The sequence below is a fragment of the Roseburia sp. OM03-7AC genome, from assembly GCF_003462625.1.
In the GTDB taxonomy this organism is placed as follows: Bacteria; Bacillota; Clostridia; order Lachnospirales; family Lachnospiraceae; genus Roseburia_C; species Roseburia_C amylophila.
The window spans coordinates 873,915-897,172 of the sequence record NZ_QTZJ01000001.1 but is presented as its reverse complement, the minus strand read 5'-3'; the positions used below and the strand labels follow the sequence as shown (position 1 = coordinate 897,172).

Genomic DNA, 23,258 nt, shown 5'->3' with positions numbered 1-23,258 from the left:
AAAGTATATTACGCCGGGTGTAAACTTAGTTCAGAAAATAAAAGCACTTTAAAGCAGCAGAGTGCAGGTAACAAAGTAAGACAGAAAATAAAGAGAAAGCAGAAAGGGAACGATTATGACAGAACAGTGGAATGAAAGTACAGCAGTAGCACAGGGTATGTATGATCCAAATTTTGAACATGATAACTGCGGTATCGGAGCTGTGGTAAACATCAAAGGTATCAAATCCCATGCTACAGTAGAGAATGCTTTAAAGATTGTAGAAAACTTAAAGCACAGAGCTGGTAAAGATGCAGAAGGAAAAACCGGTGACGGTGTTGGTATTCTGCTTCAGGTATCACACAAATTTTTCTCTAAAGTAGCAAAGGAATCAGATATTGAACTTGGTGGAGAAAGAGATTACGGTGTCGGAATGTTTTTCTTCCCACAGGATGAGCTGAAACGGAATCAGGCAAAGAAAATGTTTGAGGTTATCGTGGAAAAGGAAGGAATGAAATTCTTAGGATGGAGAAAAGTTCCGACTGACCCGGATAAACTGGGACAGAAAGCAGTAGACTGTATGCCATATATCATGCAGGGATTTGTAAAACGTCCAGCTGAAGTAGCCAAGGGACTTGATTTTGACCGCCGGTTGTATGTGGCAAGACGGGTATTCGAGCAGTCTAATGATGATACTTATGTAGTATCCTTTTCCAGCCGTACTATTGTATATAAAGGAATGTTTTTAGTAGACCAGCTGCGTCAGTTCTTTGCAGACCTTCAGGATAAAGATTATGAATCTGCAATCGCAACCGTACACTCCAGATTCTCAACCAACACCAATCCAAGCTGGGAGAGAGCACATCCGAACCGTTTCATTGTACATAACGGAGAGATTAATACCATCAAAGGTAATGCAGATAAGATGCTTGCCCGTGAAGAGACCATGGAGTCCGAAGAACTGAAAGGGGAACTGCAGAAAGTCCTTCCGGTTATTAATTCCGAAGGTTCTGACTCAGCAATGTTAGATAATACCTTAGAGTTCCTGGTAATGAGTGGAATGGATTTACCACTGGCAGTTATGATTATGATTCCGGAGCCATGGGCAAATAACAATACCATGTCCCAGAAGAAGAAAGACTTCTATCAGTACTATGCGACCATGATGGAGCCTTGGGATGGACCGGCATCCATACTTTTCTCAGATGGAGATGTCATGGGAGCCGTTCTTGACCGTAACGGATTAAGACCTTCCAGATATTATATTACCGATGATGACCAGCTGATTCTTTCTTCCGAGGTTGGAGTGCTTGATATTGATCCGACCAAGATTGTCGTAAAAGAAAGACTCCGCCCGGGTAAAATGCTTCTGGTAGATACTATTCAGGGAAGAGTCATCAATGATGATGAATTAAAAGAGTATTACGCAAGCAAACAGCCTTATGGTGAATGGCTTGACCGTAACCTGATTAAACTGGAGGATTTAAAGATTCCAAATCAGCGTGTTCCGGAATATACCAAAGAAGAGCGTCAGAGAATGCAGAAAGCATTCGGTTATACTTACGAATCACTGCGTGAAGCAATCCTTCCGATGGCATTAAACGGAGGAGAAGGAACTTCTGCAATGGGTATTGATACTCCGCTGGCAGCACTGGCAGGAGACCATCAGCCACTGTTTAATTATTTCAAACAGTTATTTGCACAGGTAACAAACCCGCCAATTGATTCCATTCGTGAGAAAGTGGTTACATCCACTACCGTATATATCGGAGAAGATGGTAACCTGCTGGAAGAAAAGGCGATTAACTGTCAGGTATTAAAGGTAGATAACCCGATTCTTACCAACACAGATTTGATGAAAATTAAAAATATGAAAGTAGAAGGATTCAAGGTTGTGGTTCTTCCTACTACATATTATAAGAATACAAGCCTGGAAAAAGCATTGGATCATCTGTTTGTAGAAGCAGACCGTGCATACCGTGACGGTGCAAATATCCTGATTCTTTCCGACCGTGGCATTGATGAGAACCATGTGGCAATCCCATCCCTTCTGGCAGTATCCGGTTTGCAGCAGCATCTGGTAAAGACCAAGAAGAGAACTGCAGTTGCCATGATTCTGGAATCCGGTGAACCAAGAGAAGTACATCATTTTGCAACATTGCTTGGTTATGGTGCCTGTGCAATCAACCCATATCTGGCACAGGATACCGTAAAGCAGTTAGTAGACGAGCATATGTTAGACAAGGATTACTATGCAGCAATCCATGATTACAATCAGGCAATTATCAGTGGTATCGTAAAAATTGCTTCCAAAATGGGTATTTCAACCATTCAGTCTTATCAGGGTTCTAAGATTTTTGAGGCAATTGGTATTGACTCCGCAGTAATTGATAAATATTTCACAAATACCGTAAGCCGTATCGGTGGAATTACACTGGAAGACATTGCAAAAGATGTAGATACTCTGCATTCTGCAGCCTATGATCCATTGGGATTAGAGACAGACCTTACTTTAGACAGCAAGGGACGTCACAAGATGAGAAGTGGCGCAGATGTTCACCTTTATAATCCGGCAACCATCCACCTTTTACAGGAATCAACCAAACGTGGAGATTACAACCTGTTCAAACAGTACACAGACCTTGTGAACAGTGAAGAACGTGATGCCAATATTCGTGGACTGATGGATTTCAATTTCCCGAAAAAAGGTGTTCCGATTGAAGAAGTAGAAAGCGTAGATTCTATTGTAACAAGATTTAAAACAGGTGCGATGTCCTATGGTTCTATTTCCAAGGAAGCCCATGAAACACTGGCAATTGCCATGAACCATTTACATGGTAAATCCAATACCGGTGAGGGTGGAGAAGATCCGGACCGTATCGCAAGTAAAAATACAAGCTTAGACAGATGTTCTGCAATCAAGCAGGTAGCGTCCGGCCGGTTTGGTGTAACCAGCCGTTACTTAGTCAGTGCAGAAGAGATTCAGATTAAGATGGCACAGGGTGCAAAACCTGGTGAAGGTGGACACCTTCCGGGCAAGAAAGTATATCCTTGGATTGCAAAGACAAGACTTTCCACACCGGGTGTATCCTTGATTTCACCGCCACCTCATCATGATATCTACTCCATCGAGGATTTGGAGCAGTTAATTTACGATTTGAAGAATGCCAACCGTGATGCAAGAATTTCCGTAAAACTGGTATCAGAAGCAGGCGTTGGTACAGTCGCAGCCGGTGTTGCCAAGGCAGGAGCACAGGTAGTGTTAATTTCCGGTTATGACGGTGGTACCGGTGCAGCACCAAGCAGTTCTATCCATAACGCAGGACTTCCTTGGGAGCTTGGACTTGCAGAGACACACCAGACTCTGATTATGAACGGACTTCGTAATAAGGTAAGAATTGAGACAGACGGTAAGCTGATGAGCGGCCGTGATGTAGCGATTGCTGCATTACTTGGAGCAGAAGAGTACGGATTTGCAACTGCACCGCTGGTAACCATGGGATGCGTGATGATGCGTGTATGTAATCTGGATACCTGCCCTGCCGGAATCGCAACACAGAATCCGGAGCTTCGGAAACGTTTCGCGGGAAAACCGGAATATGTAGAAAACTTCATGCGGTTTATTGCAGAAGAATTAAGAGAAATCATGGCGAAGTTAGGCTGCCGTACCATTGATGAAATGGTAGGAAGAAGTGACCTTCTCCGGGTAAGAGAGGATTTGACAGACCGGGAAAAAGAAATCGACCTTTCCAAGATTTTGAATAACCCGTTTGCAGGACCAAAGGAGAAAGTTACATTTGATCCAAAACATGTATACGATTTCGAACTGGAGAAGACCAAGGACGAAACTGTACTGTTAAAACAGCTTTCTTCTGCACTGGATAAGAAACAGAAGAGAAGCATTGATGTAGAAGTAAGCAATACAGACCGTTCCTTTGGTACCATCTTCGGTTCTGAGATTACAAAGAAATATGATGATACATTAGATGAAGATACTTTCATTGTAAAATGTACCGGAGCCGGTGGACAGAGCTTTGGTGCATTCATTCCAAAAGGACTGACACTGGAACTGGTAGGAGATTCCAATGATTACTTCGGAAAAGGACTTTCCGGTGGAAAACTGGTTGTATATGCTCCGGCAGGTGTGAAATATAAGAAAGATGAAAATATCATCATCGGTAACGTAGCACTTTACGGTGCAACCAGTGGTAAAGCATTTATCAGTGGTGTGGCAGGAGAACGTTTCTGCGTACGAAATTCCGGAGCATCTGCAGTAGTAGAAGGTGTCGGTGACCATGGCTGTGAATACATGACCGGTGGACGTGTTGTTATCCTTGGTAAGACTGGCAAAAACTTTGCAGCCGGAATGAGCGGCGGTATCGCTTATGTATTAGATGAGGACAACGACCTTTATACCAGACTGAATAAAGAAATGGTATTCTCAGAAGAAGTTGGAAACAAATACGATGTTATGGAATTGAAAGATATGATTAAAGAACACGTAGCTTTGACCAATTCTGAAAAGGGAAAAGAAATCTTAGATAATTTCAGTGAGTATCTGCCGAAGTTCAAGAAAGTAATTCCATACGATTATAACCGTATGTTAATGGCAATTGTTCAGATGGAAGAAAAAGGATTGTCTTCCGAACAGGCACAGATTGAAGCATTTTATGCGAATACAAGAAATTAAGGAGGGGACGCAAAATGGGAAAACCAACAGGATTTATGGAATATGACAGAGAGAATGCAGCAGCGGTTGCACCAAAGGAGCGTATCAAGAACTTTAACGAGTTCCATACCCCTCTCTCAAAAGAGAAACAAAGAGTACAGGCAGCACGTTGTATGAACTGCGGCGTGCCGTTCTGCCAGGCTGGTATGAATATCATGGGAATGACCAGCGGATGTCCGCTGCATAACCTGGTACCGGAGTGGAATGACCTTTTGTATACCAACAACTGGGAGCAGGCATATAACCGTCTGACCAAGACCAACAACTTCCCGGAATTTACCTCAAGAGTATGTCCGGCACTTTGTGAAGCAGCCTGTACCTGTGGACACTGGGAAGACCCGGTAACCTGTAAGGCAAATGAGCATGGAATCATTGAAAATGCCTATGAAAAAGGATATGCTGCAGCAAAACCTCCAAGAGTCCGTACCGGAAAGAAGGTTGCAATCATCGGTTCCGGTCCTGCCGGACTTGCAGCAGCAGACCAGTTGAATAAAAGAGGACATTCCGTTACCGTATTTGAAAGAGATGACCGTGTCGGTGGACTTTTGATGTATGGAATCCCGAATATGAAGCTGGAAAAATGGGTTATTGACCGTAAGATTAATATAATGAAAGAAGAGGGTGTCGAGTTTATTACCAATGCCAATGTTGGAAAAGACATCAAGCCGGCAAAACTCTTAAAAGAATATGACCGTGTCATCTTAGCCTGTGGAGCAAAGAATCCAAGAGACATCAAAGCTCCGGGCAGAGATGCAGAAGGCATTTACTTTGCAGTAGATTTCTTAAAGGCAACTACCAAGAGCCTTTTAGATTCCGAGCTTAAAGATAACAAATATATTTCTGCCAAGGGAAAGAAAGTAGTTATCATCGGTGGTGGAGATACCGGAAATGACTGTGTCGGAACTTCTATCCGTCACGGCGCAGCCAGTGTCATCCAGCTTGAAATGATGCCAAAGGCACCGGATGAACGTGCTGAGAACAATCCATGGCCGGAGTGGCCGAGAGTCTGCAAGACAGACTACGGTCAGGAAGAAGCAATTGCCATGTTCGGCTCCGACCCTCGTATTTACCAGACAACCGTAAAAGAGTTCTTAAAAGACAAGAACGGTAAGCTCTGCGGATTAAAAACCGTAAAATTAGAGGGCAAAAAGGATGAAAAGACCGGACGGATGCAGATGGTGGAAGTACCAGGCTCTGAAAGCAAGTTAGATTGTGATCTGGTTCTGATTGCAGCAGGCTTCCTTGGAACAGAAGATTACATTGCCAAAGCATTCGGCGTAGACTTAAATGCCAGAACCAATGTGGCAACAGAAGCCGGTCATTACAAGACCAACGTGGAAAATGTCTTTACAGCAGGAGATATGCATCGTGGACAGTCCCTGGTTGTATGGGCAATCCGTGAAGGAAGAGAAGCAGCCCGTGAAGTAGACGAAAGTCTGATGGGATATTCTTATCTTTCCGTACAGTAATGAAAATTACAATATAATGATAGAAGAAAGTCGTCTGACTATGGTGACGCCGGAAGGTGAGCTGTGGCAGGCGGCTTTTTCGTGGTTGACACATTCTGCTTTTGGGGCATAAAATAATCCTTGTGACAAAAAGAACGAGAAGAAGAAAACAGCGAAAGGACATAAAGAGAATGAGCAGGAAAGCAGTATTTTTTGATATTGATGGAACATTGTGGGACGAGCATTTTGTGATACCGGAGAGCACAAAGGAAGCAATCCGGAAGCTACGGGAAAATGGACATCTGGCATTTCTCTGCAGCGGAAGAACCAGAGCATTTATTCAGGATGAAAGATTGCTGGCACTGGGATTCGACGGAATTGTGGCAGGCTGCGGTACCTGGATAGAGCTGGATGGAAAAACACTTTTTTATAAAAAATTAGAACAGGAATTGATAGAGGATACCATACATATATTAAAAGAGTATGGAATTCCTACGGTATATGAGGGAAGCCGGAATTTGTATATGGATCTGGAAGAATTTGAAGAAGACCCTTATGGCTTGAAACTAAAAGAGACATTGGGAGAGGATTTGCTGCCGGTAACGGGAAATGAAGCAATTATGGAAATCAGTAAGTTTTCCTGCTCTACACCGGATGATGCTTATCTTAAGGTACTTTCCCATTTGGAAGAGAATTTCACACCGCTGGTGCATGATGCGGCATGCGCAGAGTTTATTCCAAAAGGATTTTCCAAAGCGTCCGGCATCGAAAAAACCTGTGAGCTTCTTGGTATTGAGAAAGAAGATACCTATGCATTTGGAGACAGTATCAATGATGTGGAAATGTTAAAGCATGTGCAGCATGGAATTGCCATGGGAAATGGTACCAAAGCAGCAAAAGAAGCAGCGGATTATATCACAGCATCATTGCACGAAGACGGCATTTATAAGGGATTGGAGCATTTTGGACTGATTTCATAAACAAATCTAAAAAAAGTATTAAATCGTTACAAATTGCAGAAAGTGAGAAAACGAGAGAAAAAACGAGATATCGAGAAAAAATATAAGGAAACAAGAGAAAAATAAAAAATGGTCAGGCTTGCGAAAAAGAGACGCAGAAACTATTATATGACTATCGGTTAGCACTCGGCTTGAATGAGTGCTAATAAAAAAGAAAGAAAACAAAGAGACCGAATCAAGGAGGCAATGAATCATGAAATTAGTACCATTATCAGACAGAGTTGTATTAAAACAGTTAAAAGCAGAGGAAAAAACCAAATCCGGAATTATCTTAGCAAGTGCTGCACAGGAGAAACCACAGGAAGCAGAAGTAATCGCAGTTGGTCCTGGCGGAGTGGTAGATGGCAAAGAAGTTACCATGCAGGTAAAAGAAGGTCAGAAGGTTATTTATTCTAAATATGCCGGAACAGAAGTAAAACTGGATGGCGAAGAATATATCATCGTAAAGCAGAATGATATTCTTGCAGTAGTAGAATAATCGAATTGATAATTGGTAAATAAAACAAATAATAAAATAGGAAAATAGAAGAAAGAGGTAAGAAATTATGGCAAAGGAAATCAAATATGGAACAGAAGCCAGAACAGCATTAGAGGCTGGAGTTGATAAACTGGCAAATACAGTCAGAGTAACAATCGGACCAAAAGGAAGAAACGTTGTACTGGATAAATCATATGGAGCTCCATTAATCACAAACGATGGTGTTACCATTGCAAAAGAAATCGAATTGGAAGATGCATTCGAAAATATGGGCGCACAGCTTGTAAAAGAAGTAGCAACCAAGACCAATGACGTCGCCGGTGATGGTACTACAACAGCAACTGTTCTTGCACAAGCAATGATTCAGGAAGGAATGAAGAACTTAGAGGCTGGTGCAAACCCAATCGTTTTAAGACGTGGTATGAAGAAAGCAACTGAAAAAGCAGTTGAAACAATCGCAGCAATGTCTTCTAAAGTAACCGGAAAAGACCAGATTGCAAAAGTTGCATCTATTTCCGCAGGTGATGAAAGCGTTGGCAACATGGTAGCAGACGCAATGGAAAAAGTTTCCAATGATGGTGTTATTACCATTGAAGAGAGCAAGACCATGCAGACAGAGCTTGACCTGGTAGAAGGTATGCAGTTTGACCGTGGATACATTTCCGCATATATGTGCACAGATATGGATAAGATGGAAGCAGTTTTAGATGAACCGTACATCTTAATTACCGATAAGAAAATCAGCAACATTCAGGAAATCCTTTCACTGTTAGAGCAGATTGTTCAGTCCGGTTCCAAACTTCTTATCATTGCCGAAGATATCGAGGGTGAAGCTTTAACTACATTGATTGTAAATAAACTGCGTGGAACATTTAACGTAGTAGCAGTAAAAGCTCCAGGATATGGCGACAGAAGAAAAGAAATGTTAAAAGATATCGCTATCCTTACCGGTGGTCAGGTGATTTCAGAAGAAGTTGGCCTGGAATTAAAAGATGTTACTATGGCACAGCTTGGCCGTGCAAAATCTGTTAAGGTTAAGAAAGAGAACACCGTTATCGTTGATGGTGAAGGAAATAAAGAAGAAATTCAGGCAAGAATCGGCCAGATTCGTGCACAGCTTGAAGAGACAACATCTGAATTTGATAAAGAAAAATTACAGGAAAGACTTGCAAAACTGGCAGGTGGCGTAGCAGTTATCCGTGTTGGTGCTGCAACAGAGACAGAAATGAAAGAAGCAAAACTTCGTATGGAAGATGCTTTGAATGCAACAAGAGCAGCAGTCGAAGAAGGAATCATCGCAGGTGGCGGTTCTGCATACATCCATGCATCCAAAGAAGTTGCAAAGCTTGCTGAGACATTGGAAGGTGATGAGAAGACCGGTGCAAAGGTTATCTTAAAGGCATTGGAGGCTCCATTGTATTACATTTCCGCAAATGCAGGTCTCGAAGGTGCAGTTATTATTAATAAAGTAAAAGAGTCCGCTCCTGGTATCGGATTTAATGCAGCAACAGAAGAATATGTAGATATGGTAGAAGCTGGTATCCTTGACCCGGTTAAGGTTACAAGAAGTGCTTTGCAGAATGCAACATCTGTAGCATCTACATTACTTACAACGGAATCTGTTGTAGCAAATATCAAAGAAGATGCTCCTGCAATGCCGGCAGGAAACCCAGGTATGGGAATGATGTAATAAGAAAATAAAATATATTACTGAAAAGTAAGGATAGAGAGCTCCTGGCTGCGGATAATGCAGTCAGGAGTTTTGCTATGCAGTTTTTTCCTGATGTTAGTTTTTTTGGGGGCAGTTGTTTTGATTTGCAAAATATGTTACAATTATTTCATTGTGTAACATGAAGTCTGAATAGCAAGGAGGAAGAAAAATGGGAAAGGTAGTTATTCTTACAGACAGTTCCAGTGGAATTCGTCAGGCAGAAGCGCAGCAGTTAGGGATTAGCGTATTACCAATGCCTTTTTTTATAAATGGTGAAACACTGTTTGAGGATATCAATCTGACACAGGATACATTTTATGAGCATCTAACAGATGGAGCTGAGATTTCAACATCCATGCCGGCAGTAGGAGACCTTACAGACCGTTGGGATGAGCTTTTAAAAGAATATGATGAAATAGTATACATTCCTTTATCCAGTGGATTGAGCAGTTCCTGTGAGACAGCAACAGCATTATCTTCAGATGAAGAGTATGAGGGCAAGGTTTTTGTAGTAAACAATCAGAGAATTTCTGTAACACAGAAACAGTCCGTATTTGATGCAATCAGGCTGTCAGAGAGTGGCAAGAGCGGAAAAGAGATTAAAGATATTTTAGAGGATGCAAAATTCCAGTCCAGCATTTATATCATGGTAGATACCCTTTACTATCTGAAAAAAGGTGGAAGAATTACACCGACAGCAGCAGCACTGGGAACATTGTTGAAATTAAAACCAGTATTACAGATTCAGGGTGAAAAGCTGGATGCTTTTGCAAAAGCCAGAACGGTAAAGCAGGCAAAAAGCATTATGATAAAAGCAGTAAAAGATGACTATGCATCCCGCTTTAAGGAGTGTCAGGATGAGATGCAGCTTTGTATTGCATACACTGGAGATATAAGTGCAGCGATGGAATTCCGCAAAGAAGTGGAAGCAGAATTTGGGATTACAGACATTATGATGGATCCGCTTTCTTTAAATGTATCCTGCCATATCGGACCGGGAGCATTAGCACTTGCCTGTGCAAGAAAATTATAAGATTTAAAGTGTAAATTCTCGGTAAAATTGATTGACCAACCACAAAATATTGTGTAAACTTGAAATAGTTTAACTTGTTAATGCATAAAAGCAAGTAACATATCATGGTAAAACCAAGGAGGAAAATGAAAATGGCATTTTGTGGAAATTGTGGCACACAAGTGGGTGATGATGCAGATTTTTGCCCGAATTGTGGCCAGAAATTAAAAGGGGAGATGGAACAGCCGGCAGAGCAGGCAGCACCGGTACAGGAACAGCCGGCAGAGCAGGAAACACCGGTACAGGAACAGCCGGCAGAGCAGGAAACACCGGTACAGGAACAGCCGGCAGAACAGGAAGCACCGGTACAGGAACAGCCGGCAGAACAGGCAGCACCGGCACAGGGACAGCCGCAGCAGGGACAGTTCCAGAGTCAGCCGCAGCAGGGACAGTTCCAGAGTCAGCCGCAGCAGGGACAGTTCCAGGGACAGCCGCAGCAGGGACAGTTCCAGAGTCAGCCGCAGCAGGGACAGTTCCAGGGAAGACCACAGCAGGGACAGTTCCAGGGAAGACCACAGCAGGGACAGTTCCAGGGACAGCCGCAGCAGGGACAGTTCCAGGGACAGCCACAGCAGGGACAGTTCCAGGGACAGCCACAGCAGGCACGCCCGCCTAAGAAACCATTTAAGATGACGAAACAGTTATGGGCATTGCTTATTGCAGTCATTGCAGTTGTAGTAGTTGCAATTGTTGCACTTGTGGTAGTGAAGAATCAGAAAAAGAAAGTAAATATCAACGATTATATTTCTGTAGAGTATAACGGATATGAAACAGCAGGAACAGCATATGTTGATTTCGACGAGACCGGATTCAGTGAAGCTGTTATCAAGGCACAGGGAAAGAAACTTAAAAATGTAAAATCTCTTGATGACCTTGACTGGAGTGACCTCACAGATTTGATGGGAAGCAGTAACTGGGATTTGATTGACAGTATTACTTTTGATGTGAAACCGGATTCAGACCTGTCAAATGGTGATGTGGTAACCGTTACTGCTTCATGGAATGAAGATTATGAGAAAAAAGCAGGAGTTAAAATTCTTTCCAAAGAACAGGAATTTACAGTAGAAGGACTGGAAGAAGTAAAAGAAGTTGATCCGTTTGAAGATATCGAGGTAACCTTCTCAGGAACACCACCTTATGTATATCCAAACTGGACAAATAATTCAGAGGATGACTATTTACGTTATCTGTGGTTCAACTTTGAAGATTATGACAGTCTTGATGTCGGAGATACCGTAACTTTAACTGTTGATGAGTCAGAAGAGAATGCATTGGCAAATGGTTACAAATTCACACAGACATCAAAAGAATATACTGTATCCGGAGTAGATTCTTATGTAACATCTGCTGCAGATATTTCAGCAGACAATCTGGATTCCATGAAAAATGAAGCAACAGATGCGTTAGATGCATATTTTGCAAATAACAATTCCTATATTGGAAATTCCGGATTCAGTTATGAAGGTTCTTATTATCTGGTTGCAAAAAACAGTGATACATGGGGTGATACGAACGTCCTTTATCTGGTATTTTCGACAACTGTAACCAGTGCAGAAAATGCATTTGAGCCAACTGTTGTATACTTCCCGGTAAAATATACAAATATTATGGCATTATCCGATGGAAGCCAGAACTTTAATACATATGGTGATATCGAAGGATATACTGATTTAGAGTATGATGATGGATGGGATAATGTTGAGGGTTATACAGATGGGGCACAGATGTTTAATGATCTGGTTGTAACTCAGAAGGTTGATTATACTTACGAAGTAACTGATAATTTAACTCAGTTTGGAAACTAAAGGAGAAGAAAATGAATTCTGGAAATGATTTTACAAAGCACATTCATGTGAAAAATATCATTCGTTTGTTATCTATTTTATTAATGGTATTTTTCTTTGTGCCATCATTTATGGTATCCTGTGCTGGATATGGAAATATTAAAATTAGTGCTTTTAAAGCTATGACAGGTATTAAGATAGAAGGCGAAAGTGTAACAGATCCAAAAGTAATCTGCATTATAATGCTGCTGCTTCCAATCGCTATGCTGGCTCTCTGGTGCTTAAAGAGCGTATTAAAAGACAAAATTGCTGCAATCGCATCCGGAAGCTGTGCAGTTGTTGACTTTATTTTCTGGATTGCACTTTGCGTCGGAGTAAATAAGGAAGCAACAGATAATTACTGTACAGCAAAAGTTACAGCCGGATTTATATTTAATATCTTATTTATTCTGGCAATTGTAGTGTTGGATCTGTTGATTATTATCAACGTACTTCAGGCTGAGAAACCATTAATCAGACAGAAAATGATGAACGGATATCAGGGAATGCCACAGCAGAATATGTATGGAAATGTGCCACCACAGCAGGGACAGTTCCAGGGACAGCCAATGCCGCCACAGCAGCAGGGACAGTTCCAGGGACAGCCAATGCCACCACAGCAGCAGGGACAGTTCCAGGGACAGCCAATGTCGCCACAGCAGGGGCAGTTCCAGAGCCAGCCAGTACAGCCACAGCAGCCAGTACAGCCGGTATGCAGTAAATGTGGTGCTCCGCTTGTAGCTGGAAATAAGTTTTGTACCAAGTGCGGAAATCCGGTTGCATAAACTGGAATATGAAATAAGTAATAAGTAAAGTAGAAGCCCCATCGTCTGATTATTCAGAGGATGGGGCTTCTTTTCTGCGTGCTGCAGCATTGCAGGCTCAGGATTTTATACAGCCTGACTGCGGAGCTGTTTCTTTTTCCGGTTCTTCCAAACAAGATAGGAAATCATAAGCGGTACACCGGCACCAATCCATGCTACCGGGCTTGCCAGACGGACTGACCAGTATCCATATGGATTTAAAAGGAGCCATACGACACCGACACGGCAAATCATTTCAAAGATACCGCTGACCATAGGCATGATACCTTTTCCAAGTCCCTGCAAAGAAGTACGGTAAAGGTAAATAAGGGCAAGAAAGAAGAAAAAGCAGCTGATGGTATTTAAGTACTGTGTGGCATAACTGTAAATGGCTTCCGTCGGTTCGCTTAAGAAAAGGGAAACAATGGAACGTCCAAATACAGTACAGATGAATGCAGCAATAGCAACAGTTCCAAGGGCGATTCCAAAGGCCTTCTTCATGCCATCGAAGATGCGGTCATATTTTCCGGCACCTAAGTTCTGACCGCAGTAAGTAGACATTGTGGTTCCAAGAGCCGGCATTGGCTGGGTAGAAATCTGTTCTACCTTGGATGCAGCAGTAAAGGCTGCAACAGCACTGGAACCAAATACATTTACTGCAGACTGAAGAATCATGGAACCAACAGCTATCAGAGAGTAGTTCAAAGCCATCGGGATACCAAGTCCCATCATCTGGGCGGTTGTCACGCGGTCGATGTAGTAATCACTTTTTCTGGTGCGGAGAATCGTGAATTTACGGTACATATAAATAAGACAGAGAACAGCGGAAATACCCTGTGAGATTACGGTGGCATATGCAGCACCTGCAACATTTAATTTTAAAGTTACAATACAGAATAAATCCAGCACAATATTAAGAGCGGAGGAAAACAGCAGGAAGTATAATGGAGTCTTGCTGTCACCAACACCTCTTAAAATTCCGGAAACAACATTGTACATCATACTGGTAATGATACCCCAGAAGATAACCCGGATATAAGAGTCTGCCATATCAAGAATATTATCCGGTGTGTTCATAAAGATTAAAAGCTCCCGGGAAGTAGTAACAGTCAATGCGGTAAGAACCACGGAAATGATTATGGTTAAGAGGAAGGATAAAGCAACAATATGCTTTAAACGGCTTTCATCCTTTGCACCGAAAGCCTGTGATACCATAACACCGAATCCCTGGGCAAGTCCGGATGCAAAACCAAGCACCAGAAACATAATAGAACCGGTTGCACCTACAGCAGCCAGGGCATCTTCTCCTAAAAACTGTCCTACAATGATGGTATCTACCATGCTGTAGAACTGCTGGAACAGATTTCCGAACAATACAGGAAGTGAGAAGAGAAGGATTAATTTCAGTGGATTTCCGATTGTCATATCTTTCGTCATAATTATAAGCTCCTTTCAAAAAAATTTGCAGAAATATTCTGCACTATATGAGAAAAAAGTACTATATTCTTTGGAAACGGGATTAGTATACATTGGTAAAATAAAAATGACAATGTAAAAATCAATTTAATTATGGTATAATTCGCTCATGAATACGAATTTAGAATATTACAAATTTTTTTATTATGTAGGAAAACTTCACAGTATTACATTGGCAGCAGAAGAACTGAATGTTTCACAGCCGGCAGTGTCCCAGGCAATCCGTAATTTGGAGCGGGAGCTGGGAACCACCCTTTTCATGCGGACATCCAGAGGGGTGCGTCTGACTGCAGAGGGGCAGACACTTTACGGCTATGTGCAGCGGGGCTATGAGACCATCCGGGAAGGCGAACGCAAATTCCTTGAAATGCAGGAGCTGACCAGCGGAGAAGTATGTATCGGAGCCAGCGATATGACACTGCAGTTTTATCTGCTTTCTTATCTGGAACAGTTTCATGAGCAGTATCCGAAAATCAGGATTACAGTTACCAATGCACCGACACCGGAGACACTGAAATATCTGCAGAGCGGCAGAATCGATTTTGGTGTAGTCAGCACGCCTATGGAGACAACGAAGAATATGCATGTGATTCCGGTGCGTGAGATAGAAGATGTCTTTGTGGCAGGACGAAAATTTGAATATTTAAAGGGCGGTAAATTAAGCTATAAAGAATTGGAACATCTGCCGGTTATGTGCCTGGAGGGAAATACCTCTACCAGAAAATATGTAGAGGAATTTCTGCTGGGAGAAGGCGCTGTGATTCACCCGGAGATAGAACTTGCCACCAGCGATATGCTGATACAGTTTGCAAAAAGGAGCCTTGGCATAGCAAATGTGGTCAGGGACTTTGCCCAGGAAGAAATTGATAAGGGGGAACTGTTTCAGATTACATTTAATAAGAAGATTCCTGCCAGACAGTTCTGTATTGTTTCGGATGACAGGGTTCCGTTGACTGCGGCAGCAGAAAAATTGTTGAAATTATTACAACATAAGTAAAACTTATGTCGAGTATAAGGAATATTGACTTTACTTATAATATCTGATTCGGTATAATCAGAAAGTAAGAAGCAGAGAACTGGTTTTTACACCGGTTCTTTTTTGCTTTACAGGAAATTGCTTTCCTGTAAAGTAAAACACGCTCCGCGAGTAGCTCGTAAAGCGTGTTTCTCATAGTTACGCGAGCAGCGCGAAGAACATATTTCTTATTATAAGGAGGAAATAAAAATGGTTACAGCAGTAGTTGGTGCAAACTGGGGAGATGAAGGAAAAGGCAAGATTACTGATATGCTTGCAAAGGAAGCAGATATTATTATCCGTTTCCAGGGTGGTGCAAATGCAGGACATACTATCGTAAATGATTACGGAAAATTTGCATTACATACCCTTCCATCAGGAGTGTTCTACGGACATACCACAAGTATTATCGGAAATGGTGTTGCACTTGATATCCCGAAGCTTTTCAATGAGATGAAGTCTATTACAGACCGTAATGTACCGGCACCTAAGCTTTTGGTTTCTGACCGTGCACAGATTGTTATGCCGTATCATGTGCTTTTTGATCAGTACGAAGAGGAGCGTCTTGGCAAGAAATCATTCGGTTCTACCAAGTCAGGTATTGCACCATTTTATTCAGATAAATATGCAAAAATCGGTTTCCAGGTAAGTGAACTTTTCGATGAAGATACTTTAACTGAAAAGGTAGACCGTATCTGTGAAATGAAAAATATTATGTTAGAGCATATGTACCACAAACCATTACTGGACAAGGCAGAGCTGTTAAATACATTACATGAGTACCGTGATATGGTAGCTCCGTATGTCTGTGATGTTTCTTTATATCTTGATAAGGCAATCAAAGAAGGAAAGAACATTCTCTTAGAGGGACAGCTTGGAACCTTAAAAGACCCGGATCACGGAATTTATCCAATGGTAACATCTTCTTCTACATTGGCTGCATATGGTGCAATCGGAGCAGGAATCCCACCATATGAGATTAAGAAAATTGTTACTGTATGTAAAGCATATTCTTCTGCTGTTGGTGCAGGCGCATTCGTCAGCGAAATCTTTGGCGAAGAAGCGGATGAATTAAGAAAACGCGGTGGAGACGGCGGAGAATTCGGCGCAACCACAGGACGTCCAAGACGTATGGGATGGTTTGACTGTGTGGCAAGTAAATATGGCTGCCGCATGCAGGGAACTACCGATGTAGCATTTACCGTGTTAGATGTTTTGGGATATTTAGATGAGATTCCGGTTTGCGTAGGATATGAAATCGACGGAGAAGTAACCACAGACTTCCCTGTAACCACAAAGCTTGAAAAAGCAAAACCTGTATTAAAGAAACTTCCGGGCTGGAAAACAGATATCCGTGGAATTAAGAAATACGAAGACCTTCCGGAAAACTGCCGTAAATATGTAGAATTCATTGAAGAACAGATTGGATATCCGATTACCATGGTTTCTAACGGACCGGGAAGAAATGATATCATTTATCGTTAAGAATAAAGGCAGATTGTGATGATAAAAAATGTAATCTTTGACGTAGGAAATGTACTGGTGGATTTCTGCTGGGAAGAAGTATTTCATAAGCTTGGTTTTGAGGGGAAAACTTTTGAATGTGTGGCGGATGCTACCGTCCGTTCCGTAACCTGGAATGAATTCGACCGGGGAGCAAAGCCGGATGAAGAGATTATTGCTGCATGCATCAAGGAAGCACCGGATTATGAAAGAGAAATCAGACTCTTTTATGACCATGCAGGAGAGACGATTCGTACTTATCCATATACGGTGCGGTGGATACGAAGCCTTGAGAAAAATGGATATCATACCTATATATTATCTAATTTTCCAAAGAGCACTTATGAAAAAGCAACAGAAGAACTTTCTTTTGAAAAGGAGACTACCGGAGCAATCTTTTCCTATCAGGTGAAGTGCATCAAGCCGGAAGTGGAAATTTATAAGCTATTGCTGGACAGATACCATTTAGTGCCACAGGAATGTGTATTCATAGACGACCGTCCGGAAAACATAGAGACGGCAGAAAAGCTTGGCATTATAGGCATACAGTTTCAGAATCAGCAGCAGGCAAAAAGAAGGCTTTTGGAACTTGGTGTCGTATCCGGTAGTTAATAAGTAAAGATTATGTAAAAAAAGAATAATTGTCTATTCGTTTCTTGCATTTCAATAGCGAAATGCTTATAATGAGCGTAAGCAGACGGGTAGCAACGCAACTGGCAGGAGTTACTCCTGCCAGTTTTTTTTACAGGAAATTGCTTTCCTGTAAAGTGTGTTTTCGCAGTTGCACAGTAAGCAGGGAGAATACAATGAGGATAACAGGTTTAAAGAAAAAGCTGATAAGTCTCATAGTGGCTGTTATTATGACGGTTTCAGGAATGTATGTTGAAAATATCAACATAGATTCTTCCTTTGCATATGAAGATACTGCGAACCAGAATTTCACACAGGCAGTGCATTTATCCAGACCATCAGAAAGCTGTACCGAAGAACTTCTGGGAAATCGGGAGACCGGCAGGATTGCAGCGGGATATCGCAGGCTGACGGAGAAATCCGGTAATGTTGAAGAAGCTGCATTATCACTGGCAGCAGTATTGCCTGAAAATCTGGCAGGAGATAGCTGGAATTTCGATTTATGGAAGTTAAAGGATGTTTTGGACAGCAGGAGTGTCATTATAGGCTATATCCATCATCAGGATGGAGCGAAGGGCTGACTATCATAAGTTAGAAGCAATTTACCTGTGCGCAGAGGAGCATAGGTTTCTTTGCGTACAATATCAGGTCATAACTGTGATAGGAGGATAATAAAATATGGCACAGGATATTGTAGTAGCGCTTATGGGCATTATGGCAGCGGCAGCAGTTGCTGCATGCTGGTGGTATGAGCATCATGGCAGAGAGGATGCGACTTCTTCTAAAGAGGAACAGGAAAAGACGAAAGAAGTATAAATGAATAAAAGAAGATAGAGGGCTTGTAGCAGGAAAGGACAGAATATGAGAAAGACAAAAATTATATGTACATTAGGACCGGCAACAAAGGATGATGAAGTATTAAAACAGTTAATGGAAAATGGAATGGACGTGGCGAGAATTAACTTTTCCCACGGCTCACAGGCAGAACATAAAGTAACCATGGATCGTGTAAAAAGGATGCGTAAGGAACTGGGCAGACCGGTTGGGATTCTTCTTGATACCAGTGGACCGGAAATCAGGATTGGACAGCTGGAGGGTGGCAGAGCAGAACTGCTTCCGGGAGATACCTTTAAACTTACCACCAATGATATTATGGGAAATAAAGAGCGGGTCTCTATTACTTACAAGGATTTGGTGCATGATGTCAAAGCCGGAACCAGAATTCTGATTGATGATGGACTGATTGAAATGCTGGTAACCAATGTAACAGAAACTGAGATTACCTGTAAAGTAGAAAATGGTGGTGTGATTTCAGACCGCAAAGGAATTAATGTACCGAATGTAAATCTGTCCATGCCTTATATCAGCCCGAAAGACCGCTCCGATATTCTATTTGGAATTGAGCAGGGTGTAGATTTTATTGCAGCATCTTTTGTACGCTGTGCAGATGATGTGCTGCAGTTACGGAAAATTATGGCAGAGCAGGGCTGCAATGACATTAAGATTATCTCTAAAATCGAAAACCGTCAGGGTGTAGATAATATTGATGAGATTCTGGCAGTGTCAGATGGCATTATGGTTGCCAGAGGAGACATGGGAGTGGAGATTCCGATTCGTGAAGTTCCGGCAATTCAGAAGAAAATTATAAAAAAGGTTTACCATGCAGAAAAGGTTGTTATTACGGCAACCCAGATGCTGGATTCCATGATGAAGAATCCACGCCCGACCAGAGCAGAAGCAACAGATGTTGCCAATGCTATTTATGATGGAACCAGTGCAATTATGCTGTCTGGTGAGACTGCTGCCGGGAAATATCCGGTGGAGGCATTAAAAACCATGACAGAGATTGCGGAATATACAGAAAATGATATTGATTATGAGAAACGTTTCCGCCAGCTGGAGAAGATTGATAATCCGGATGTAACAGATGCCATTTCCCATGCAACCTGTATGACTGCCATTGACATCAATGCGGCAGCAATTGTTACGGTAACCAAATCCGGCAAGACTGCCCGCATGATTTCAAGATATCGTCCGAAATGTGCAATTATCGGCTGTACCCCATCGGAAAAGAGTTATTATCAGATGAATCTTTCCTGGGGCGTAACACCACTTATGATACAGGAAGAGACGGATACAGAAGCATTGTTTAATAATGCAATGGAATCCGCAGAACAGCATGGATATGTACAGCATGGAGATCTGGCGGTTATTACAGCTGGAATTCCATTGGGTATTTCCGGTACCACCAATCTGATTCGTGTAGTAGTGACGGGACACTTAAAGAAATAGGAGCGTAGATGGTATGAATGAACAACCGAAATTAGCAGTGCTGATTGATGCAGAAAATGTATCCAATAAATATGTGAAACTAATTATGGATGAGGTCAGCAATTACGGGGTGGCTACTTATAAGCGGGTTTATGGAGATTATTCGAATCCGAGCGTATCTGCATGGATGAAAAATATGCAGGAGTATGCTCTGACACCGGAATTGCAGTGTAATTATACTGCAGGAAAAAGTGCTTCTGATTCGGCATTGATTATAGATGCCATGGATATTCTTTATTCCGGCAAAGTCAGCGGTTTCTGTCTGGTGTCGTCAGACAGTGATTTTACCAAACTTGCCATGCGCTTAAAGGAAGCCGGTATGATGGTAATCGGAATGGGAGAGGAGAAGACACCGAAGTCTTTTGTAAATGCCTGCGAGAATTTCAAGTATCTTGATTTACTTTATAATAAGGAAGAAGCAGAGGAAAAACAGCGCACAGCCACCACAAGAAGAAATACGAATGCATCTTCGGAAAAGGATGCCGGGGACAATGACAACCTTCCGAAGCTTTCGGATATTGAAAAGGAGGTAATCTCCATTATCCGGAGCAATGCAGAGGAAAATGGCTGGATTAATATTTCTGAGCTTGGAATCAATCTGAGCAAACGTATTCCGGGCTTTGACCCACGAAATTACCAGTGCAGTAAACTTTCTACCTTCTTAAAGAAGTTTAGGAGCATTGAATTAAACCCGATTGAGAATCCACACAATAAGCTGTTGAAGGTTGTGTATGCAAAAATAAAAGAGTAGAAAAGAATGTAAAAGCTTCTTTTTCCAGAGTTGTATTTGGCTGGCGAAAGAAGCTTTTTACATAATATTTTTAAAGCGTAGATACATGCTGTAACTAAAATCTGGTTATAAGCAAAAAAACAGGAAGCCTTGATTTATCAGGCTTCCCGCTCCATTAAATAATGCGGAAGATGGGACTTGAACCCACACAAGCGCAATGCTTACAAGATCCTTAGTCTTGCTCGTCTGCCAGTTCCGACACTTCCGCATACCGTATGAACTTACGTCTCATGACGACTTGTAAATAGTAACAAATTCCGGGGCAATTGTCAATGCTTATTTTTAACTTTTTTCGATTTTTGCCAATTTTATATATTTTTTCAAAAAAAGGGAAAAAATTAAAAATAGGGGTTGACTTATTACCGTTGAAACGGTAAAATATCATTTGTTCGCAGGAGTGGCGGAATTGGCAGACGCGCAGGCTTCAGGTGCCTGTGGTAGCAATATCGTGTGGGTTCAAGTCCCATCTCCTGCATGAAAAAAGCCTTGATGATATCAGGGCTTTTTTGCTGTTACAAAGTATTCGTAAGAAGCTGTCGGTGGCAGACTTTGCAACTCTGAAATTTCTTGATGAATCGTAAAAAGGAGCGTATAACAAATATTCGGAAAAATGAAAAGCGAGTGTAATAGAAGAAAAAGCAGGGTGTCAAGAAAAAATACTTGACACCCTGCTTCCTTTATAGTATGATAGCTAAGGTCGCAAGGAGTGAGAACATGGAAGAAAAAGTAGAACAGGCTTATTTATATGATTTTTATGGAGAGCTGCTCAATGAACATCAGAGAAGAATCTACGAAGATTTCGTGTTCAATGATTTATCTTTAGGCGAGATAGCTTCCTGCGAGGGCATCAGCCGCCAGGGTGTACATGATCTGATTAAGCGGTGCAATAAGATGCTGGAAGGCTATGAAGAGAAGCTTCATCTGGTAAAGAAATTCCTAGAGACGAAGCAGAAGGTAGAAGAGATTAACAAATTAGCGGAAAGCTTCAGGGCAGAACGCGCAGATACAGTAATTGATAAGATAGAGAGAATTTCAGGAGAGATATTGGAGGAGCTGTAATATGGCATTTGACAGTCTTTCACAGAAACTTCAAAATGTGTTTAAAAATCTTCGCAGTAAGGGACGTCTTACAGAAGATGATGTGAAGGCAGCACTGAAAGAAGTAAAGATGGCTCTGCTTGAGGCAGATGTTAACTTTAAAGTAGTAAAACAGTTTACCAAAGCAGTGCAGGAGCGTGCAATTGGTTCTGATGTAATGAACGGACTGAATCCTGGACAGATGGTAATTAAGATTGTAAATGAAGAGATGGTCAGGCTCATGGGCTCCGAGACGACGGAGATAGCACTTCGTCCGGGACAGCAGATTACCATTATTATGATGGTGGGTCTTCAGGGAGCTGGTAAGACAACGACGACCGCTAAGATTGCAGGTAAATTAAAACAGAAGGGCAAGAAGCCGTTGTTAGTAGCCTGCGATGTATACCGACCGGCTGCGATTGAGCAGTTGAAAATCAATGGAGAGAAGCAGGAAGTTGAAGTATTCTCCATGGGCGATAAGAATAAGCCGGTAAATATTGCAAAAGCAGCAGTAGAGCATGCAGTAAAGAATGGCAATCAGGTAGTCATCTTAGATACCGCCGGACGTCTTCATGTAGATGAAGATATGATGGATGAGTTGATTGAGATAAAAGAAAATGTGGATGTGGCACAGACCATTTTGGTTGTAGATGCCATGACCGGACAGGATGCCGTAAATGTGGCGGGAACGTTCGATGAGAAGATTGGAATTGATGGAGTTGTACTGACAAAGTTAGACGGTGATACCAGAGGTGGAGCGGCATTATCCATCCGTGCAGTAACCGGTAAACCGATTCTTTATGTTGGTATGGGAGAGAAACTTTCTGATTTGGAACAGTTCTATCCGGATCGTATGGCAAGTAGAATTCTTGGCATGGGCGATGTGCTTACATTGATTGAAAAAGCACAGAACGAGATTGATATAGATGAAGAGAAAGCCAAAGACATGCAGCAGCGTCTGAAGAAAGCAGACTTTACCTTTGATGATTATCTGCTTTCCATGGAACAGATGAAGAAAATGGGCGGCCTTGGCAATATTCTTGGTATGCTGCCGGGACTTGGCGGCGGAAAGATGCCGGATATTGATGAAGGTGAAGCTGAGAAAAATATGGCACGTACAACAGCCATCATCTATTCCATGACAAAGAAGGAAAGAAGTAATCCTTCACTTTTGAATCCGAGCCGTAAGCACCGGATTGCAAAAGGTGCAGGGGTAGATATCAGTGAAGTAAACCGTCTGGTAAAGCAGTTTGAACAGGCGAAGAAAATGATGAAACAGATGCCCGGACTGATGGGCGGACGTGGACGCGGTGGTAAAATGGGAAAATTTAAATTTCCTTTTTAACATATAAGCATTTGCTTAAGACAGCATAA

17 protein-coding genes, 2 tRNA genes and 1 pseudogene are annotated in these 23,258 nt (G+C 42.0%); 18 read left to right on the top strand and 2 right to left on the bottom strand.

Going from position 1 to position 23,258, the window contains the following annotated elements:
- The first annotated feature begins 115 nt into the window (after nt 1-115).
- The 8 genes from gltB (at nt 116) to DXB39_RS04380 (ending at nt 13,044) form a co-directional block, all read left to right on the top strand.
- A complete protein-coding gene (gene gltB, locus DXB39_RS04415) occupies nt 116-4,669 on the top strand; it encodes a glutamate synthase large subunit (protein WP_117840853.1) in 4,554 nt (1,517 codons plus the stop codon).
- 14 nt (nt 4,670-4,683) lie between these two features.
- On the top strand, nt 4,684-6,177 hold the full coding sequence (locus tag DXB39_RS04410) for a glutamate synthase subunit beta (RefSeq protein WP_022242506.1): 1,494 nt from the start codon (nt 4,684-4,686) through the stop codon (nt 6,175-6,177).
- Nucleotides 6,178-6,347: 170 nt separating this feature from the next.
- Nucleotides 6,348-7,136 (top strand): Cof-type HAD-IIB family hydrolase, encoded by a 789-nt coding sequence (locus DXB39_RS04405; RefSeq protein ID WP_117840854.1) that lies wholly within the window; start codon nt 6,348-6,350, stop codon nt 7,134-7,136.
- Nucleotides 7,137-7,368: 232 nt separating this feature from the next.
- Nucleotides 7,369-7,653 carry a co-chaperone GroES gene (gene groES, locus DXB39_RS04400; protein ID WP_022242508.1) on the top strand — a complete coding sequence of 95 codons (285 nt, stop codon included), beginning with the start codon at nt 7,369-7,371 and terminating at the stop codon, nt 7,651-7,653.
- A gap of 67 nt (nt 7,654-7,720) precedes the next feature.
- Nucleotides 7,721-9,343 (top strand): chaperonin GroEL, encoded by a 1,623-nt coding sequence (gene groL / locus DXB39_RS04395; protein WP_117840855.1) that lies wholly within the window; start codon nt 7,721-7,723, stop codon nt 9,341-9,343.
- A 190-nt stretch (nt 9,344-9,533) separates the two neighbouring features.
- Nucleotides 9,534-10,397 carry a DegV family protein gene (locus tag DXB39_RS04390; protein ID WP_117840856.1) on the top strand — a complete coding sequence of 288 codons (864 nt, stop codon included), beginning with the start codon at nt 9,534-9,536 and terminating at the stop codon, nt 10,395-10,397.
- A 131-nt stretch (nt 10,398-10,528) separates the two neighbouring features.
- Entirely contained in the window at nt 10,529-12,241 is a 1,713-nt protein-coding gene (locus tag DXB39_RS04385) for a zinc ribbon domain-containing protein (protein WP_158565942.1), read from the top strand.
- 11 nt (nt 12,242-12,252) lie between these two features.
- Entirely contained in the window at nt 12,253-13,044 is a 792-nt protein-coding gene (locus tag DXB39_RS04380) for a zinc ribbon domain-containing protein (protein WP_117840858.1), read from the top strand.
- 105 nt (nt 13,045-13,149) lie between these two features.
- On the opposite strand, the gene DXB39_RS04375 is transcribed toward DXB39_RS04380, so the two are convergent.
- Nucleotides 13,150-14,499 carry an MATE family efflux transporter gene (locus DXB39_RS04375; RefSeq protein WP_117840859.1) on the bottom strand — a complete coding sequence of 450 codons (1,350 nt, stop codon included), beginning with the start codon at nt 14,497-14,499 and terminating at the stop codon, nt 13,150-13,152.
- Nucleotides 14,500-14,647: 148 nt separating this feature from the next.
- Here DXB39_RS04375 and DXB39_RS04370 point away from each other — a divergent pair, with 148 nt between their 5' ends.
- The 7 genes and pseudogenes from DXB39_RS04370 to DXB39_RS04345 all read left to right on the top strand — a co-directional run bounded on the left by DXB39_RS04370 (nt 14,648) and on the right by DXB39_RS04345 (nt 20,768).
- On the top strand, nt 14,648-15,535 hold the full coding sequence (locus DXB39_RS04370) for a LysR family transcriptional regulator (RefSeq protein ID WP_117840860.1): 888 nt from the start codon (nt 14,648-14,650) through the stop codon (nt 15,533-15,535).
- Between the two features lie 228 nt (nt 15,536-15,763).
- On the top strand, nt 15,764-17,038 hold the full coding sequence (locus DXB39_RS04365; protein WP_022243196.1) for an adenylosuccinate synthase: 1,275 nt from the start codon (nt 15,764-15,766) through the stop codon (nt 17,036-17,038).
- A gap of 18 nt (nt 17,039-17,056) precedes the next feature.
- Complete coding sequence (locus tag DXB39_RS04360; protein ID WP_117840861.1) at nt 17,057-17,668, top strand: HAD family hydrolase; 612 nt, start codon at nt 17,057-17,059, stop codon at nt 17,666-17,668.
- Between the two features lie 194 nt (nt 17,669-17,862).
- Entirely contained in the window at nt 17,863-18,267 is a 405-nt protein-coding gene (locus DXB39_RS04355; protein ID WP_117840862.1) for a hypothetical protein, read from the top strand.
- A gap of 97 nt (nt 18,268-18,364) precedes the next feature.
- The gene (locus DXB39_RS14740; RefSeq protein WP_156454686.1) at nt 18,365-18,502 is read left to right on the top strand and encodes a hypothetical protein; all 138 of its coding nucleotides are present in this window, start codon (nt 18,365-18,367) and stop codon (nt 18,500-18,502) included.
- Between the two features lie 45 nt (nt 18,503-18,547).
- A pseudogene (pyk, locus tag DXB39_RS04350) lies at nt 18,548-19,969 on the top strand (pyruvate kinase); the annotation flags it as partial.
- A gap of 22 nt (nt 19,970-19,991) precedes the next feature.
- The gene (locus tag DXB39_RS04345; RefSeq protein WP_022243191.1) at nt 19,992-20,768 is read left to right on the top strand and encodes an NYN domain-containing protein; all 777 of its coding nucleotides are present in this window, start codon (nt 19,992-19,994) and stop codon (nt 20,766-20,768) included.
- Nucleotides 20,769-20,930: 162 nt separating this feature from the next.
- Here DXB39_RS04345 and DXB39_RS04340 read toward each other — a convergent pair.
- Nucleotides 20,931-21,015: transfer RNA gene (locus DXB39_RS04340), tRNA-Leu, on the bottom strand.
- A gap of 183 nt (nt 21,016-21,198) precedes the next feature.
- Here DXB39_RS04340 and DXB39_RS04335 point away from each other — a divergent pair.
- The 3 genes from DXB39_RS04335 (at nt 21,199) to ffh (ending at nt 23,229) form a co-directional block, all read left to right on the top strand.
- Nucleotides 21,199-21,282, top strand: a tRNA-Leu gene (locus DXB39_RS04335).
- A gap of 239 nt (nt 21,283-21,521) precedes the next feature.
- Nucleotides 21,522-21,866, top strand: a complete 345-nt coding sequence (ylxM, locus tag DXB39_RS04330; protein ID WP_117840863.1) for a YlxM family DNA-binding protein — start codon at nt 21,522-21,524, stop codon at nt 21,864-21,866.
- Between the two features lies 1 nt (nt 21,867).
- A complete protein-coding gene (gene ffh, locus DXB39_RS04325; protein ID WP_117840864.1) occupies nt 21,868-23,229 on the top strand; it encodes a signal recognition particle protein in 1,362 nt (453 codons plus the stop codon).
- The last annotated feature ends 29 nt before the right edge of the window (nt 23,230-23,258 follow it).

What these genes read in the sequence shown, in the direction of transcription:
- gltB (WP_117840853.1), top strand. Translation starts at nt 116, where the DNA reads ATGACAGAACAGTGGAATGAAAGTACAGCAGTAGCACAGGGTATGTAT.
- DXB39_RS04410 (WP_022242506.1), top strand. Translation starts at nt 4,684, where the DNA reads ATGGGAAAACCAACAGGATTTATGGAATATGACAGAGAGAATGCAGCA.
- DXB39_RS04405 (WP_117840854.1), top strand. Translation starts at nt 6,348, where the DNA reads ATGAGCAGGAAAGCAGTATTTTTTGATATTGATGGAACATTGTGGGAC.
- groES (WP_022242508.1), top strand. Translation starts at nt 7,369, where the DNA reads ATGAAATTAGTACCATTATCAGACAGAGTTGTATTAAAACAGTTAAAA.
- groL (WP_117840855.1), top strand. Translation starts at nt 7,721, where the DNA reads ATGGCAAAGGAAATCAAATATGGAACAGAAGCCAGAACAGCATTAGAG.
- DXB39_RS04390 (WP_117840856.1), top strand. Translation starts at nt 9,534, where the DNA reads ATGGGAAAGGTAGTTATTCTTACAGACAGTTCCAGTGGAATTCGTCAG.
- DXB39_RS04385 (WP_158565942.1), top strand. Translation starts at nt 10,529, where the DNA reads ATGGCATTTTGTGGAAATTGTGGCACACAAGTGGGTGATGATGCAGAT.
- DXB39_RS04380 (WP_117840858.1), top strand. Translation starts at nt 12,253, where the DNA reads ATGAATTCTGGAAATGATTTTACAAAGCACATTCATGTGAAAAATATC.
- DXB39_RS04375 (WP_117840859.1), bottom strand. Translation starts at nt 14,499, where the DNA reads ATGACGAAAGATATGACAATCGGAAATCCACTGAAATTAATCCTTCTC.
- DXB39_RS04370 (WP_117840860.1), top strand. Translation starts at nt 14,648, where the DNA reads ATGAATACGAATTTAGAATATTACAAATTTTTTTATTATGTAGGAAAA.
- DXB39_RS04365 (WP_022243196.1), top strand. Translation starts at nt 15,764, where the DNA reads ATGGTTACAGCAGTAGTTGGTGCAAACTGGGGAGATGAAGGAAAAGGC.
- DXB39_RS04360 (WP_117840861.1), top strand. Translation starts at nt 17,057, where the DNA reads ATGATAAAAAATGTAATCTTTGACGTAGGAAATGTACTGGTGGATTTC.
- DXB39_RS04355 (WP_117840862.1), top strand. Translation starts at nt 17,863, where the DNA reads ATGAGGATAACAGGTTTAAAGAAAAAGCTGATAAGTCTCATAGTGGCT.
- DXB39_RS14740 (WP_156454686.1), top strand. Translation starts at nt 18,365, where the DNA reads ATGGCACAGGATATTGTAGTAGCGCTTATGGGCATTATGGCAGCGGCA.
- DXB39_RS04345 (WP_022243191.1), top strand. Translation starts at nt 19,992, where the DNA reads ATGAATGAACAACCGAAATTAGCAGTGCTGATTGATGCAGAAAATGTA.
- ylxM (WP_117840863.1), top strand. Translation starts at nt 21,522, where the DNA reads ATGGAAGAAAAAGTAGAACAGGCTTATTTATATGATTTTTATGGAGAG.
- ffh (WP_117840864.1), top strand. Translation starts at nt 21,868, where the DNA reads ATGGCATTTGACAGTCTTTCACAGAAACTTCAAAATGTGTTTAAAAAT.